9 protein-coding genes are annotated in these 16,466 nt (G+C 37.3%); 1 reads left to right on the forward strand and 8 read right to left on the reverse strand.

The window, feature by feature from the left end:
- Nucleotides 1–193 precede the first annotated feature (193 nt).
- The 8 genes from IGJ41_RS08115 to IGJ41_RS08150 all read right to left on the reverse strand — a co-directional run bounded on the left by IGJ41_RS08115 (nt 194) and on the right by IGJ41_RS08150 (nt 14,674).
- A complete protein-coding gene (locus tag IGJ41_RS08115) occupies nt 194–2,161 on the reverse strand; it encodes an amidase domain-containing protein (RefSeq protein WP_104806307.1) in 1,968 nt (655 codons plus the stop codon).
- A gap of 81 nt (nt 2,162–2,242) precedes the next feature.
- Nucleotides 2,243–7,870, reverse strand: coding sequence for a TIM-barrel domain-containing protein (locus tag IGJ41_RS08120; RefSeq protein ID WP_438714212.1), 5,628 nt, complete (start codon nt 7,868–7,870; stop codon nt 2,243–2,245).
- Between the two features lie 505 nt (nt 7,871–8,375).
- Nucleotides 8,376–8,771, reverse strand: coding sequence for a hypothetical protein (locus IGJ41_RS08125; RefSeq protein WP_162783019.1), 396 nt, complete (start codon nt 8,769–8,771; stop codon nt 8,376–8,378).
- Between the two features lie 47 nt (nt 8,772–8,818).
- Entirely contained in the window at nt 8,819–9,835 is a 1,017-nt protein-coding gene (adhP, locus tag IGJ41_RS08130) for an alcohol dehydrogenase AdhP (protein WP_104855860.1), read from the reverse strand.
- A gap of 208 nt (nt 9,836–10,043) precedes the next feature.
- Nucleotides 10,044–11,024: a DUF916 and DUF3324 domain-containing protein gene (locus IGJ41_RS08135; RefSeq protein WP_104855861.1), complete on the reverse strand. Its 981-nt coding sequence runs from the start codon at nt 11,022–11,024 to the stop codon at nt 10,044–10,046.
- Nucleotides 11,025–11,122: 98 nt separating this feature from the next.
- Entirely contained in the window at nt 11,123–11,674 is a 552-nt protein-coding gene (locus tag IGJ41_RS08140; protein ID WP_002357217.1) for a hypothetical protein, read from the reverse strand.
- The gene (locus tag IGJ41_RS08145) at nt 11,667–12,026 is read right to left on the reverse strand and encodes a peptidase (RefSeq protein WP_104855862.1); all 360 of its coding nucleotides are present in this window, start codon (nt 12,024–12,026) and stop codon (nt 11,667–11,669) included. The genes IGJ41_RS08140 and IGJ41_RS08145 overlap by 8 nt, the downstream gene beginning before the upstream one ends.
- The gene (locus IGJ41_RS08150; RefSeq protein ID WP_438714215.1) at nt 12,002–14,674 is read right to left on the reverse strand and encodes a bacterial Ig-like domain-containing protein; all 2,673 of its coding nucleotides are present in this window, start codon (nt 14,672–14,674) and stop codon (nt 12,002–12,004) included. The genes IGJ41_RS08145 and IGJ41_RS08150 overlap by 25 nt, the downstream gene beginning before the upstream one ends.
- Nucleotides 14,675–14,901: 227 nt before the next feature.
- Between IGJ41_RS08150 and IGJ41_RS08155 the strand changes: the two genes are divergently transcribed.
- Entirely contained in the window at nt 14,902–16,359 is a 1,458-nt protein-coding gene (locus IGJ41_RS08155) for a helix-turn-helix domain-containing protein (protein ID WP_010710266.1), read from the forward strand.
- The last annotated feature ends 107 nt before the right edge of the window (nt 16,360–16,466 follow it).

A 16,466-nucleotide genomic window follows, 5' to 3' on the forward strand; every position in this document is an offset into this window, starting at 1 on the left:
CGAATCATGAGGACGATTGTCTCTTCGTTGATGAAAAACAAAGAATCAACCGCCAAACTGTTCTTGTCATTTTATACATGACAAAATCAATTCATTGGTCGATTCTGGTTATTTTAATTTGTTAGTTCACACATGGATCATTGTGCTAATTTTTTACTTAAACATCCACAGTTCTTCCTGTTGAATGAGTCGATTAAGCGCCAATGTAGGTCACGCCACTACTATAAGCAATTACATTAGGTAAGACACGATACGAAATCGTTTGATCATTGATGACATTGCTTTCAGAAATAATGATTCCATCAGAAGTGACCGCTTCAACAAAAGCAACATGTCCATATTGATTATCTGCGCCAGCAACTCCTGGTTGGAAACTAATCGCACGACCAGCTTTAGGCAATGAACTAACTTGATAGCCTAATGCACGTCCTTTTCTTCCCCAGTCACTGCCATTTCCCATAAATTCATCCACAGAAGTGCCCAACTGTTTGAAACGATTATAGACATACCACGTACACTGGCCCACGGGATAGCTACCACTTCGATTATAATTGATCCCATCATAGACTGGAAAATGCATTTGTTGCTGTTCCGCTTCCGACAGCTCATTTTTAGATTGGATAATCAAACCGTCCACTGTTTTTGGTAAATCAAATTGCGTTAAGTTATAAACCGCAATTAACGAATTTAATTTATTATCGTATTGCTTGTCTGTTGCATATTTACCTGTTAAAAAACGCGTTGCTTGAAGGTAGTTTTTGGCTTCCGAACGCCACGCTGGTTTATAAAAATCTTGATTTCCGTCAATCCCTTGTCGGAGTAATTGAACATAATCTTGCAGTGAGTCATTATAGCCACCGTAATCGCGAAACCCAGCGGAAATTGTATAAAGTTGGCCCCTCTGATCAGCCTCTTTTGTTGAAAAGCTGACACTATTTCCTTGGAACGAACCTTTCACGCCAAAGAGATTATAATAAGGTTCTTTGGCTAGTTGACTTTCGCCAGAGCCACTTTCTAAAATAGCCTGAGCTATCATCACTGATGCAAAAACATCGTATTTTTCGCCAAGTTCTCTGGCTGTCTCACCAATTTTTTTAATAAACGCTGTGGTTTGTTCTGACTTCTGCATTTCAAATGATGCACCATATGTTGCTAAAACTTCTTTGCCATACTCCGTTAATGTGAACTCCTTAAAAGGATTAGTCACTACCAAGCGTTTTTCCTCTTTTGAGTCTGGTTGTTGTTTGGCAGTATAGATATTCTCTAACTGAGCGATTACTTCTGGTTTCTCTTTAGAATCCGCTTCCGCTGCGGCAATTAAATATTTTCCTTGGCCAAGATAAACACCATTTTGAAGCGTTTTTCCTTCAGCTGTTTGCCAAAAAATCAGATCACCAGGTTCTGCCTCCTCTATAGAACGAACTTTACCAAATGTCATTTGTTCTTGCGGCGTACTGCCAATGTCTATTTTAAATAATTGTTGGTAAATTTTTTGGGCAAGGAAACTACTGGTCAATACTTGCTCTGTCAAATTAAATTCTTTTTTTGTTTTCCCAACGTGTCTTAATGCTTCAGCCACCACGACTGCCCGTTTCTTTTCGCCAAAAGACGACAACAGTGGAAGTTCGTAGCCTTTTAAATTTGAAGAAGCGATTTCATCTACTTTGAGGGACGGATTTAACGATACAGCCTGATTTTCTTCAACAACGTTATTGGTGGCTTCAGGAACTTGAATAGGTTCTTCAGGTTCTTGCTTGGTCACAGGAACTTGTGGTGGTTGCGATTGTTCAACAGGCTGCGTGATTTCTGATGATACCGTTGACTCTGTAGGTTCTTTTTTTGTTTCAGAACTAGTATTTGTGGTTGTCGTTTCTGTCGTTGAATGACTCGTTGATTCGGTAGTCGTATCGGTAGAACTATTTGATTCAGATGACGAACTACTAGTGGACGTTGTCGATGTAGCAACAGTTGTTTCGGTTGTTTCGGTTGTTTCAATTACTTTTTCTTCCGAAGTAATTGTCGTTTCCGAGGACAGAGCTGTTTGTAGCGAGCTACTTGGTAATTCTGCAGCCAACGTAACAACTGGAGCGACTTCCAAACTCAGAAGAACGAGAATACTTGTTAAAACAAGTAGTTGATTCTTGATTTTCTTTCTTTTCATTCGTAAAAATCCTCTCCTATTACATACTCGCGCATTTGCACACTGTTTTTGTACAAATGCGCCTTGTAAGTTAATGATACGCTAATTTTGGTCTTTTTTATTTTTGAAGAATAATTTTCCTAAACCAATACTTACTATCAATAGAAAACCACTAATTGACCAGATTGGCGAAACAACTTCATTTGCTTTTGGCAAAGTACCAGAAGTGGTGGTTTTTGTTGTCGTTCCACCTGCTGCTGTGCCCTTTCCTGGACTGGTTACACCACCAGTCCCGCTAACCGTGCCATGATTTCCATTGTTGCCTGTAGAGTTGCTACTGATTGGCTCTTCTGCCATTGCTTCAATGGCTTGTGCTAAAATACTTAAACATTTGTCCACAGCTTCTTGCGTCGCACTTGGGTCCTCAACAAGTGCTTTTGCTTGTTTAATTGCTTCAGCTAAAGCTTCTTGCGATGCTTTTGTAAATTGTTTTCCTGCTTTAGGTTTCAATGTTTCTGCTTTTTGAAGCAGTTCTTTCAACTTTGTTTTATCCGTTTGAAGGACTTGTTCCTCTAAACTATCCAAAGCAGTTTTTACATTTTTTTCAGCAGTATCAATTTGTTCTTGCCGAGCATTTTTATCAGCTAAAATCCCTTCCGCTTGGTCAATTGCTTCAGTTAAGCGCGCTTTAGACTCGCTGGTAAATTCTTTTCCGGCAGATGGTTTGATTGCTTTTGCTTTGGCTATCATTGCCTCTAAGGCTTTTTTATCTGTAACTAACGCTTCTTCTTGTAACCCATCGATGGCACTAGTTAATTCAGCAACCGCTTCATCAATCATTTTTTGATTAGCTGCTGGGTTTTCCAATGTGTTTTTAGCTGCTAAAAGCGCTTTTTGTAAATCTTGTAACGAGGAGGCAGTAAATTGGTGCCCTTCACTTGGAGTGACTTGCTGCGCTCGTTTGACAACTTCTTGTAATTGGTCTTTATTTACAAGGGGTACTTCTTTTAATTGAGCCATTGCAGTTTCCAATACGTTTAGAGCCTCTGAGACTTCTTCTTTTGTCGCCGTTTCTTTCGCTACGATTGCTTCAGCCGCTTGAATTGCTTCTTGCAATTGTTTTTCTGTTTCTTTTGTAAATTTGTATCCTTCTTCTGGCTTTTTTCCTTGGGCTTGAGCGATTCGTTCTTTTAAGGTTTCCTTATTAACGGCGACGGGTTGTTCTTTTAATTGTGCAATTGCTTCACGTAATGTTTTAGTCGCTTGGTCTATTTCTTCTTGAGTAACTTTTTCTTGAGCAAATACTTTTTGAGCTGCTGCTAATGACTCTTCAAGAACTTTTTTAGTTTCTTCGGTGAATTCTTGCCCATCACTTGGTTTCTTCGCCAGCCCCTCTTGAATTGCTTTTTCTAAATCAGCTTTATTCGCTACATCAGGCATTTTTTCCAACTGTTCTACAGCCTTTTCTAGATTTTCCACAGCAACAGAAACGTCTGTCTGTGTGGCTTGTTCATTGGCTAGAACAACTACTGCCTCATCTAAGACTGGTTTAAAAATTGCCCAAGTTTCAGGCGTATATTCTTTTTCGACACGTGCTTGATTTAGCGTAATTAGCGCTTGTAATAACTCTTTATCTACTAGCTCTGTTGGCTTCACTGTTACAGAAAAATCTGAAAGTGTGGCTTGTTGGAATCCTTGGCCTACTAATAAGCCTTGACTCATATCAAATTGTAATGGCTGCTCAACAGTTGTCGCACGTTTTACGCGAGTTGTTTCTTTTACTTTAACTTTAAAGGTAACTAAGTCCATTGAACCATTCAACAATTGTTTATTTCCTTGATTACTAAGAACTAAATATAGATTCTCCACATCATTTGAATGTTTCCGATATTTAGAATAATTTTCCATTTGTTTTGTATTATTCGTGGTTGCAGGCTGACCGACAAGTTCAAATTTGCTAGAATCAAAGGACATTTTTGTGCTTAACGCATTAATGTTTTTTAAGTCTTGACCTTTAAGTGTAAAGGTTAATGTATCGCCAGGAAGATAGGTATCCTTGCCATTTTCATTAACCACAGCAAGGGATAAACCGCCCGCAATTTCTTCGACATCAGGTATTTCAATCCCACCATCTAATTGTCGTAAAACATAACTGATATCATAAGCATCAATTACCCCATTTTTATTTAAATCGCCTTTTTCAACATAGCCATTAAAGTCACTGTCCACAGATTCTAAGCCTGTATAGTTTCGATAACTCATTGCATCATTTTCATCAATCGTTCCATCGTTAGTAATGTCTCCATGTAAGATTCCTTCTGTTCCTGGTTGTTTGTAAAAGAGCATCTCACGACCAGAGCCAAAATTACCCACCGATTTTAATACCTTCATTTCAACAAAACGATACGCTTGGTCCTTCGTTTCAATGTTTTTTGTCAAAGCATCTTGCTTCCAGTTAATAGGCTCTGAAAACTCTGTCCAATTAGCTCCATCTTTCGACGTCCGATACTGGAGCTGCAAAATATTTCCGTTGCCGGCATTGTCTCTTGGCAAGTATTCAATTTTATCCATTTGATACTCCGCACCAAGATCAAATTTTAAAGTCAAGAAATTTCCATCACTTGGATTAGCGATGCCGGTTGACCAGTTCGTATGCCAACCTGTACTCAAATCTTTATCTGTTAATTTCTTCAATTCTGCGCCTGGTTGTTCTGGTAAATTACTTGTTGCTTTGACTTGATTAATTGTTTCTTTATAGGGATCATCTTGTGTTTTTCCTTTAATCGGTTCACTCCATTCAGAGACCCCGTTTTTTCCAACAGCTCGAACTCGAAAAGTATGTTCGCTTAGGAAGGAAAATCCATCAAATGTTGCTGTATTCGTTTGAATATTTCCGAAAACAGTCCCGTCACGCTCTACTTCATAACTTGTTGCCTCAGTTACTTGATCCCATTGAAGAGTCAAAGAAGATGGCGTTGTTTTTTCTTCATTGATTGCGACATTTGCCGGAATAGTTAACTGGTCATCGACCGTTGTATTTCCTACGTCAACCGTTCCTTTATTAATGAAACCTTTGACAGTTATTTGAACATCTTTGGCGGTCACAGATTGTTTCGCTAGTTTTACTGATAACGCTGATTGGTTCAGTTTTTCTCCTGAAGCTTCAGAAAGATACTGATTCACTTGGAATTCTTTATCAAAATAATATAGATTTGTGCCAGCTAAAAATTCTTCTTTATTAGCTGCTTGTTTCAAGGTTACTTCTGTTCCCCCCACCATTGCTGTTACGCTTTCGGGCGCTTCTGAAGCTAACAAATCAAGCGTGGTGCTTCGTTCATCAACAAAGTCTTTGTAACTTCCTTTTGTCGGTTCGATAGTAACGGTCAGATTCCCTTTTTCGTTTGATTTAGGGCCTTGACTATTTATTTTAGTCGTAGCTGATTGCCCAGCTTCATAACTAGTTGAAATTCCGTCATCTTCATACATATTAAAAGAAGTGGCGCCATTTGGATAAATCAAGAAAGATCGTTGATCTCGTTGGATTTCCTTTGGATTGTTGTTTGGATTCGTCATTGGGATAATACTGCCATCTTTGACGAAAACGGGCACCTTCCACAGCGGTGTTTTTACTCCATTTAAGATACGGCCACCTTGATATTTTTCGCCTGTAAATAAGTCAACCCAGACTTGTTTTTCATCTGGTAAGTAGATTCCATCACGGATTGAATTTCCTGCCTCATCTTGATTGCCATTATAAATTGGGGCAACGAGTAAATTGGGTCCCCACATATATTGGTATTGAGAATCTTTTGTATATGCTGTTCCTTCATTAGGAAATTCTAAAGCCATAGCCCGTACCATTGGTAGTCCATCAACTGATTCCTTGGCAATACTGTAGTTATAAGGCATCATCATTGATTTTAATTTTAGATACGCTCGGTTCAAATCTGTGGCTTCTTGATCAAAAGCAAATGGCGTTTTCGGATTGGAGCCCCAGCCGTCCATATTTAGCTGTACTGGTGTAAAAGTTTTCCATTGGAAATCACGTATGTTGACCTCTTTATTTTTTCCACCAAAAATTCCATCCATATCTGAACCAACATTTGGTTGGCCAGACAATGAAGTCCCGATATATGTTGGGATATGGAAGCGAATATATTCCCATTGACCACCCGTTTGATCGCCTGTCCAAATACCAGCGTGCCGTTGGGTTCCGGCCCAACCATCTAATGAAACAATCATCGGACGAACTGCGCCGTCTGTTTCTTTTACAAAAACATTTGCAGCATCTTCTACACCATTTAAGCCAAAGGAATACCCATACCCGACCCACGCCACGTCAGTTTTGAGGGCTTTAACACCAGCGACACTAACTTCTTTCGCAATATCCCGTTCTCCTTTTTTAGGATTTTTAGGATCCGCTGGATGGAGATTAGATTGGGTCCACAGCCCCACTTCAACACCATTGGCTTGAGCATACTCTGTAAATTCTTTTAAGTTTTGTACATCGCCGTCCAATGAATCTGTTTGGCCATAGCCAGCACCGTAGCCGTCATTTGGCAAGAACCATCCTAATGGCATATCGTTTTTCTTATACCGATCAATAACTGCGCGTGCAGAAAATTGATAATTCTCTTTTTCTCCATTTAAAGATTCTAGCGTGCCATTTAAGTTTCCTAGATCGCCTGGTTGGTATTCTTTGTAAAAATTACCATCTTCAAACTTAACTGCTCCCGCGGTTCCTTCTGCTACTTTCACCCAATAGTCCCGATTATACGCGTTTAAATGCGCTTCATAGAACCCGTATTCTGGCATCAAAGCTGGTTTCCCGGTTAATTCATAGTAATCTTTTAAAATACCTGCTGAGGAATCATTAAAGAAATAAAAGGCATCAAAATCTGTTCCTTCGTGCGTTGTTGTGGTTGTTTGTGGATCATGACTTCCAAAATCATAGTTGCCAGGTTTCCATGTATTTCGAACAACGCCATACCCTGCAGTTGACCAATAAAATGGGTTAGGCGATGCTACTCCGCCATCTACCCAATTGTTCGTATTGACAATCTGGATAGCTGTTCCTTTATGCGTAAATCGACCATTTTGAGTTCCTCCGCCAAAATAATTTTCTTGACTACTTTGTTTTAACGTTTGTGTAGCTTTATCATTTTTAAAGGATAGCGGAGCGGTTTCTTCTAAAATGACTTGATTCTTTTTCTTGTCTAGAACCTTCATTAAAGCGCTTTCTTTTTCGAATATAATTTTTAAACCATTATTTTCTAGAATAAATTGGTTTCCTGAATCTGTGACGTTCGTTTGCTCAAAGGCTTGTGTTCCATAGTCAGCCATTGTTTTAGCCGTAATTTTCGCAACATGCTTTGGATCATTTGGCGTTGGATATTCTTCAAATTTACCAGTTGGATCTAGATGATAGCGAAAAAGATGGTCGTTTAAAATACTAATTTGTGCTTTTTTTCCAGAAGCATACGTAATGACAAAGTTTTTCTCCGCTTTTTCAATCGCCACAATTGCTCCGACTGACGTTGCTGAATCAGCTACGTCTTCTTTTGCTGTTTGCTCTTGCGCATCAACCACTTGAGAATCCATCGTAACAAACGAATGGAACGCCAATACAGACGAACTCACTAATAAAAATGTCAACCAGTGCTTTTTACCGTAAATTTTTTTACCCTGATACTCTTTGTTCATTTTTTCCTCCTTAAAATTGCTCCCCATAGAATAGTTCCGACACAATTACTCACAAAATCCAAAATCCAACAAAGTTTTATCCAGATGAAAAGTCATAACGATTTTCTTAGTTTACTGAGACTGTTAGAAAGTCAGTTTCAGTAAACCCTTCATAAACACATCCTTTCAATAAATTATTAAATGAAAACAATCCATTTTCATCTTATATAAAAATTTTAGTACAGAATCACAATTTCCTTATGAATGCGCTTTTATTTATTGACTACCAATTTTTCACTTTTTTAATAACATAATTATCGTATGATGGTTTTTTTGTGTTTGTCAACGGTTAATTATAGCAGCCACCATTAACAAGTATTAAGCCTTGATAAACCTGTTAATTCACTTATAATGATGATTTTATTACGAAAATATCTACATCAGAAAAAGAAAGACTTTTTTCAAAAATCTAATACCTGTTGCTCAAATTTAGTCTATTTAAAAATAATCAACACCCTCCTGCTCAGCAAGAGAGTGTTGATTACTCGTTTTTTTAGTGATTGATTTGACTTGCTGGTGTGAAAAGCAAACTAATGATGATGCCAACTATCAGTAACGCTAGCAATATAAAAATTAACTTTCCAAACCTGTGATAGGGATTGATCGAAAGCCCAATTCCATAAACTTTCGGAACCCACAAAGGAGGCGTTGGATTATCTTTTTGATCTTTATAGGCTATCTTTAAAATCTGCCACGCAAAATACAACAATGGTAAAACCATAATTACCCCAACTATACCTAGCCATTTTGCTAATAAATCACTGGTATGCAAAAGACTGATTGTCAGAATTGGTACAAACAAAAGAATAAAGCTAATTGTGGCTCCCACTTGTGCTTGCTTAAGCAGTCGTCTCTCACGGAGAGTAAGATTCGCAAACATTCCATCCATCCTTTCATGGTTTTCAGATTAAATCAACGAATCACTAAAAAACTAAATTAACTGCGAAAATCAATGACCATTCGCCCGCGAATTTTTCCTTGTTCCATTTCTTCAAAAATAGCATTAATTTCTTCTGGTTGGCGTGTTTGACAAACAGGAACAACTTTTCCTTCTGCACCGAATTGGAAAGCTTCGCTTAAATCTTGACGGGTTCCAACTAACGATCCGACTACGTGAATGCCATCAAGAACAAGACGTGGAATAGATAAATCCATTGTCTCAACAGGCAATCCAACGGCGACAACCGTTCCTCCCGCACGGACTGCATCTACTGCGCCATTAAATGCTGATTTAGCTACCGCAGTGACTACTGCTGCATGGACACTACCAATTTCTTTTTGAAGTTGTGCAGCAAAATCAGGATCTTTAACTGGATTAATTAAAAGATCAGCACCCATTTCTTTCGCAAAAGCTAACTGATCATCATTCACATCAACAGCTACTACTTTTGCATTAAAGACATGCTTGGCATATTGTAAAGCTAGATTACCTAGCCCACCTAATCCTGAAATCATTAGCCATTGACCTGGACGAATCCCAGATTCTTTTATCGCTTTGTAGGTTGTTACCCCTGCACAAGTAATAGAGGAAGCTGGCTCTGATGCTAAATTTTCTGGCACTTTCACTGCATAACCGTCTGTGACGATGCATTCTTCGGCCATGGCACCATCAACTGTATATCCAGCATTTTTTACTGAACGACAAAGCGTTTCTCGACCAGAAGTACAATATTCGCAATGCCCGCAGCCTTCATAAAACCATGCAACAGATGCACGATCACCAATTTTTAAACTAGTAACGTCTTTTCCAACCTCCGTCACAATCCCAATTCCTTCGTGACCTAAGGTACAACCGCTAACATCGCCAAAATCTGCATTCTTAACGTGTAAATCCGTATGACAGACACCACAGACTTCCATTTTCAACCGCGCTTCATTATCTTTCAATGGACGCGATTCTTTTTCAACAATTTTTGTTGTTTTTCCTTTTGCTGCGACAATTGCTTTATACATGGTTCTTTCCTCCTTGTTTCCATTGTGAATCATTGAACAATAATAGTATAATACTACTTTCCAAAATAAGGAACACCAATGACTTGCGTAAATTAACGCTAATTTGACAGTTTATCCTTGCTAGACAGCCCTTCTTCCCTTATATCATAGATAATTCATACTAGCATGATTTTTTCTGCATAATTGTCAACTATTTTAAAGGCAGGTTTTACAACCTCATTTTTCCCTTCTTTTTTCCCAAGATATAGCAGACGGTACCTAAAATAACTAGAATTAAAAAGGCCATGAGGTACTTAAGCCAGTAAAGGTTTTTGGCTTTATGATCAACAGAACGCTTATTATACTGATCAGCTTGCTTCTTGTTTATCGTGAAATCTTTTGAGAACGTCCAGTTCCCCTCATGATTTTTCAACTTAATGGTATAGGTATAGTCTCCAGGTTTAAACGAATCTTTCAGTAAAATAGGCAGGTCAAACCTTGTGTTTGGTGCAAAACTCAGATTATTTTTCTTTTCGTGAATGATCGTTTTGTTTGTTCCTTTTTCTTTAACAAAAAAATCTCCTTCGACTTTTGACAATAACTTCCGCTGTGGATTTTTAATTTCCATCGAAACAGTATTGTGGCGGTTAATTTGCCCAATTTTAACAGAACCACTTTCCAATTTTGCAGGTATGGTCTCTGCTGTTTCATTCACCCGAATAGCAATCGTATGCATATAAACATTTTGAATTCCACCCTTGCTTTGGTCCCCAGCTATCTCTACAGGTCGAATCGTCACTCCACCTAATAAAATTCCTGAGAATAACTTTTCTGGCATCGTTATTTGAAAATCAATCGTTTGTGATTGTTTACCAGGAACACTAATGTCCTTCCTATTGGGACTAATCAAATCACTAAGTACCAAACTCATCGATGGATCTTTTTCAAAGCTACTTTTTGTATAGTCAACTATCCCATTACTATTTGTTGTTGCTGTATTTACCTGAACTTTAAATTTTTGAGGGTTCGGCGTAGTATTGGTTATCGTTAATTTGAATGTATCTTTTTGTTTCGGAGTTAATGTCATATCAAAAAAATTACTGGTTTTGTTATTTTGAGTTGCTCCGAAAACGGGTGTGACTGTATACGCATTCGCATTGTCAATTGTTGCTGAACTATTGGTATTAGACGGATCTGCCCAGGCACGCATCGCTCCACCTAAACAGAGAATAGTCAATATAAAAAGTATCTTTAAAATTCTTTTCAATTTATCTGCCTCGTTTTCTTACATCGTTTTATGTTAAATTCTTAGGCGGGTGCTCCATCGATGGCATTCCAGACGATGGTCCCAGAGTAGGTATTTGCAGCAATACTTTTAGGTATATTTAACGTTGCATTTAAATCGGCTGTCGTGACAGTGTCTGATAAACGGATATCACTTTTATCTAGCGAAATAATGGTTGAAGCATCTGTGGTTAAATCAACGCCCGTAAAGGTACCTTTTTCAGAAGATCCGTCAGGTTTTTTAGTGTCTAAATGAAGTGTCATTCCGTCTAAGCCAGTGACACCTTTTCCTTTATCTTCTAAATTCGCTGTCAGATACCAACCTGTATTCGTTGTCCCACGATTATCATTAATGATAAGTTGCGACTTGCTTTGATCTGGTTGCGTATGATCTTGGCCGTCTTTTGTCACCGTCCCAAAGTTAATTTGTGCTAATGGTGTAATGGTTAATCCGCCACCCAAAACCGACACATTCGCTGTGGTATTGGTATTATCAGCCGCATTCACAGTTTGTTGTCCAATTAAAAAGATCCCCGTTCCTAAAGTGACAGTTAAACCAATTATTTTTTTATTCATTATTTTTCCTCTTTTCTTTATAAAGTCCAACGATTAATGTACTTCCGAGTACCACGATTCCTAAAAGCGTCTCTTGAGACGTAATCTCGTTTGTTTTTGGTAAAAAATTAGGTTGTCCTCGTGAAGTTGGCATATCGTTAGTCTGCGGTATAAGCTCATTGGGATGTGGAACAATATCCTCACTCTCTTTCACTATTACCATGACTTTTGTGCCAGCTTGTGCGTCAGTTGTCTTGTCTTCAGCTTGTACTTGAATTGGCAAACCGAGAATAAAGGCAACAAACAATAAATCATAGATAAACCATTTCACAGCTATTCCCTCTTCCCTTACGGTGTTGCTTCTAAGTTCCAAATTAACTGAGCTTCATATTTACCAGCAGGTGTGACTTTTGAAATAGTTAATGTGGGCAATAATTGTAATTTCGTCAAAACTTTTTTATTTTTGATAGATTGGTTACTTACGCCAGCTACTAATTGTTGCTCATCGTTAACCATGATATTTTGCTCAGTTGTTACATAATCGACTGACTTTGGATTTAGCGTGAGATCAAGCCCTGCGTCTTTCCACGCTTGTGTTTTCTGATCATTTAAATTATAGGCTACTTCAAGCTGCCAGCCAGTTGTCCGATTAGGATCCCCCGTATCTTCAATGTTCATCTCACAACTTTTTAATGTCTGTGTTTGATCTTGGCCATTAAATTTTACATTCTCAAAAGGCATTAGTTGTTCAGATAAGTGATAAAAGTCTAGACGATTAGAGTAATAGTAGGTCCAATCAACGGTAATACTTTTACTAAAACCTACTATTTTAGAGATATCATAAGTAATTCTATAGATGCCCGCTACTTCATCGTTTACCTGCTTAGGCGTATAGCGAATCGTTATCTTACTATAAGGAATGGACTGTCCATCATTATCTGTTGCACTATCAAAAAGACGTTTTGGATCGAAGGGCGTCCCCACAGAAAAGCTGTCGTTATGTGCACCAATATGAGCTGAAGAGGGAATGACTTCTAGTGCAGTCTGCGCCTCCAATCCTAGGTATTTATAATCAATTTCATATTTACCAACCACTTTTGTATCCACTGCATCTACTGGGACCTTTTGCTCTCCGTCCAGTTTATATATGGTGACACTTACGTCTCGAAAATCACCTTTTTTACCATCTGGTGTTTGTAAGCTAGTCACTTCACTTTCTGGTTGCCATTGAGTATATTGATAAATCGTATCTTGAGATTTAACTTTAATTTGCGCTTGATCAATGTGCACAGCTAAACTTTTCTCATTTGAGTAGCTTTTAGATGTATCATCAACATCAAGAATTCTAAATGTTAATGTGTAATCTCCTGAAGTTGGTAAAGCATCTGCTAAACAGTTAAAACTAACGCAATCATCTGTGACTGGTAAATTTTTTAAATCTTGCTCCCCAATTTTATGAAAATCAGTTTGGGCAGCACCTGAAATTTTTTCTTCAATCTGAACTTTTCTAGTTGTCGGAGCCTTAACGGTTAGTTCTACTGGTATCTTTTGTTGTGGGTGAAATGTTGTTTGACCTTTAACAAAAGCTACCTTTTCTAAACTTGGCACTTGGTAGGGATCTGTTGTGACGCGCATATATGTTTTATCTGTGGGCTCTTCAGAATCCGTTCCTGGCGGGTTGACTAACGGCAGCCCACAACCATCTTTGCCACTAAATAAATAGGTTGTTAACCCGTTTTGTTGTTGTGAAGAGACATTCACATTGGCCTTAGGATCAACTGTGTGAGTATGAAAATTAACTACACGCGCAAACCGTTGAGCAACATACCCATCTGTCCAATTAAGCGGATTGTCTTGTCTTTGGTTCATCGTAAACTTTGGTGATAAAAAATCCCCTGGTAACATCGTTTTGCTTTCAGGTATTTCAGGATATTTAGAGGCATCTTGGGTATTGTAATTGGATAATGGATTGTCTTTATCACCGCTGTCCCATGGCGAGATATAAGAAGACCAAGTAGCCACTTTTCCGGTAATTCCAGTGATAATTTGATGATTCAAATTATTTGGATCTTGCTTTGCTGCTGCCGCTAAACTTGTCGCACGTAACCACATGTCTGCACTAGCCGTTACCATATTATGATTAACTGTATTCGTTGTATCTGAAAATCTACCCAATTCATACGTCCGGCCCAAAAAATCTGCCGATAACGAAAATTGATCACTCTCATTACCATCCGACAAAACATTTGATACAGGTAAGCGATGTTTCGTTAAACTTTTATTGAGGGAATAATCCTTCGAATCGCCATATTTCATCAAAGTTGCCACATCTAAATCAAAATGAAGCTCAAATGTTATTTTAGTTTTATCAGGTTCATTACTCCAAATGTCATAAATTTTCCCAAGAGACAAATCAATAGAATCTCCACGTTCACAAAACATCACCTGATGCTCAGTATCAACCCCACTATAGTCTTGTTCGGGATCACCCCACCCTGGTGAACCATCTTCTGAAAAACCGTTAAACGTCCGCATTCCTTTTGTGTTGATGATTGATATTCGTGTATTTTTTTGTCCACTAATTGAATAAAAATTTTCTGGATTATCCGCAAAAGCCTTGTCATAAGCCGCTTTAAAATTATCTGCACTTATATTTTCTGGTAAATGAAACATCAGACCATATTGCATCCCATCGGTATCGAAAGCAAGAGCAGTAATTTTTTGTGTATGAGAAGTGTCCACTGTTCCGGATAATTTTACGTGTAATTTTCCTCCAAATGATCCATCAGGACCACCACCATCGTCATGGCTTATCTCCATTCCATAAGGTAAATCAGTTCTCAAATCAATGGCTATCCCTCCCGCTTGATAGAGTGAAGCTGCCTCACATTCTTGAAAATGCACGCTCAAAAAACAAGAAATCGTTACCAATAGTAGACAAGAGTAAAAGAAATAAGCAATGCTTTTTTTTCTTTTGTAGGTTGGCATTTTCATTTTTAATTGTTCGTTGATTTTTTTCATTGCTTACTCACCTTGACCTTTTTTGGAATTAGAAACTAAATAATAATTATTCTAACTACTGCTAGCTTATCAACATTGAAATTGCTTTGCCACACACAATTAATGTATAAGGCTGTACATTAATTGTGATGGCCGCTTCTTATTGCGCTTGTGTTAACATATCAATACAAAAATTTAAAGAAAGTAGACTACAATGAACCTAAATTTTACTTTTGGAGGTCCATAACATGTTTCCATCCTACCTAACGAATGAGCTAGAAATTTTATTTTATATAGTGAAGCGAGCTCATACGTCATTAAATGAAATTTCTTCCAATTTAAAAATTTCAAAAAGAACGGTCAAGGAAAATCTGATAAAAATAAATCAAGAATTCGAGGATACTTATCAAATCCAACATTTTATTGTCTCTAACAATAATGGTATTGTTTGTGTAAATCCAGCGTACCGAAAAAGCGCGGTCGAATACGCCTACACGTTAAAACTCAATCTTTTAAAAAACAATGTACAATTTAATTATTGCGTACAATTGGTCACACATTCTTCCATTGATAAAAACGAATTAATTAAAGTTTTATATATTTCTGAACATTATCTGGTAAAAATCACGAAACAACTGAATAACTTTTTTAAAATTTTTGATATAGTAATCGTTAGTATTAAGGGTATTTATCAATTAACTGGCAATGAATTATCGATTCGAGTGTTTTCTTTCATTTTCCTACAAGATTCCTTTCAAGAATTGGCTTGGCCTTTTTCTAAAATAAGTCTTGAAGAAATAAAAAAAAGTCTACCCGATGAACTTCTTGAACGATCCTATAAAAATGTCCGAATGAAGAAAAGAGCGTTTTATATTTTATATGCGATATTTAAAACTAGAACAAGTGCACAAAACTTCTTAAAGATGCCGCACTCTAAAAACCTGCATTCTTTTTTTATTCTGATCAATCAATACAGTCATGTGACTTTATTTTTTCTTGAACACTCTTTCGCTGACATTCAATGCGAAACAAGAAAAACTGAAATTTTATACTTTAATTTTTTATCTCGCATTTTTATTCCTTATATCTTTTCGGAAAAGCAAACGAAACAAATAGAAAAATTATTTATAGAATCTAACCATCCTTATTGTGTCTTATCAAAAAAATTATTTAAGCAAGTAGCCTACTTACTGACAAATCAGCATGATTATCAATACGTTTACTACCTTTCTATTTTTAATGCTTGGTACTTTTTAACGGAGGGCAATTATTATACTTTTTTAACACTTTATTTACCGCAGCCAGAAATTTGTACTCCGTCAGATGTGGCATACTTTAATCGAATAAAACGAACGGTGGCAAAATTAGTTCACCAAGAAACGCATTTAGAGTTACTCAGTCAACTGCTTTACACATTGTCTGTGTCCGAAAAAAAAGTACAAGTGAGAATCTATTTACAAATTATCAAAGATTTTTATGCAAGTTATTTTATTAAAACACGGTTATCCTCCTTATATAATACAAACGCAATCTCTATTACCGAAGACTTCACAAATGCGGATATCATCATCACAGATTCCTTCGAAAAAGCTACTTCTAATCAAGATATTTTCTACTTAGATTCCATTGAAAATGAAGAAAGTTGGCATGAGCTTACAGAATTTATTCAACAAAAATATATGGCTAAACTTAATGTTGGCTTATGATTGTGAGTTTTCTTAAAAAGAGCAAATTTGAAAAAAAATTTTAGAGGTGTATACTAGCAGAGGAATAATTTTTTAGCTTTTAATAAATTTTTAAAGAAGGAATGTTT

Source organism: Enterococcus sp. DIV1537a, from assembly GCF_051712085.1.
Lineage (GTDB): Bacteria > Bacillota > Bacilli > Lactobacillales > Enterococcaceae > Enterococcus > Enterococcus faecalis.

What these genes read in the sequence shown, in the direction of transcription:
- IGJ41_RS08115 (WP_104806307.1), bottom strand. Translation starts at nt 2,161, where the DNA reads ATGAAAAGAAAGAAAATCAAGAATCAACTACTTGTTTTAACAAGTATT.
- IGJ41_RS08120 (WP_438714212.1), bottom strand. Translation starts at nt 7,870, where the DNA reads ATGGGGAGCAATTTTAAGGAGGAAAAAATGAACAAAGAGTATCAGGGT.
- IGJ41_RS08125 (WP_162783019.1), bottom strand. Translation starts at nt 8,771, where the DNA reads ATGGATGGAATGTTTGCGAATCTTACTCTCCGTGAGAGACGACTGCTT.
- adhP (WP_104855860.1), bottom strand. Translation starts at nt 9,835, where the DNA reads ATGTATAAAGCAATTGTCGCAGCAAAAGGAAAAACAACAAAAATTGTT.
- IGJ41_RS08135 (WP_104855861.1), bottom strand. Translation starts at nt 11,024, where the DNA reads ATGCGTGCCTGGGCAGATCCGTCTAATACCAATAGTTCAGCAACAATT.
- IGJ41_RS08140 (WP_002357217.1), bottom strand. Translation starts at nt 11,674, where the DNA reads ATGAATAAAAAAATAATTGGTTTAACTGTCACTTTAGGAACGGGGATC.
- IGJ41_RS08150 (WP_438714215.1), bottom strand. Translation starts at nt 14,674, where the DNA reads ATGAAAAAAATCAACGAACAATTAAAAATGAAAATGCCAACCTACAAA.
- IGJ41_RS08155 (WP_010710266.1), top strand. Translation starts at nt 14,902, where the DNA reads ATGTTTCCATCCTACCTAACGAATGAGCTAGAAATTTTATTTTATATA.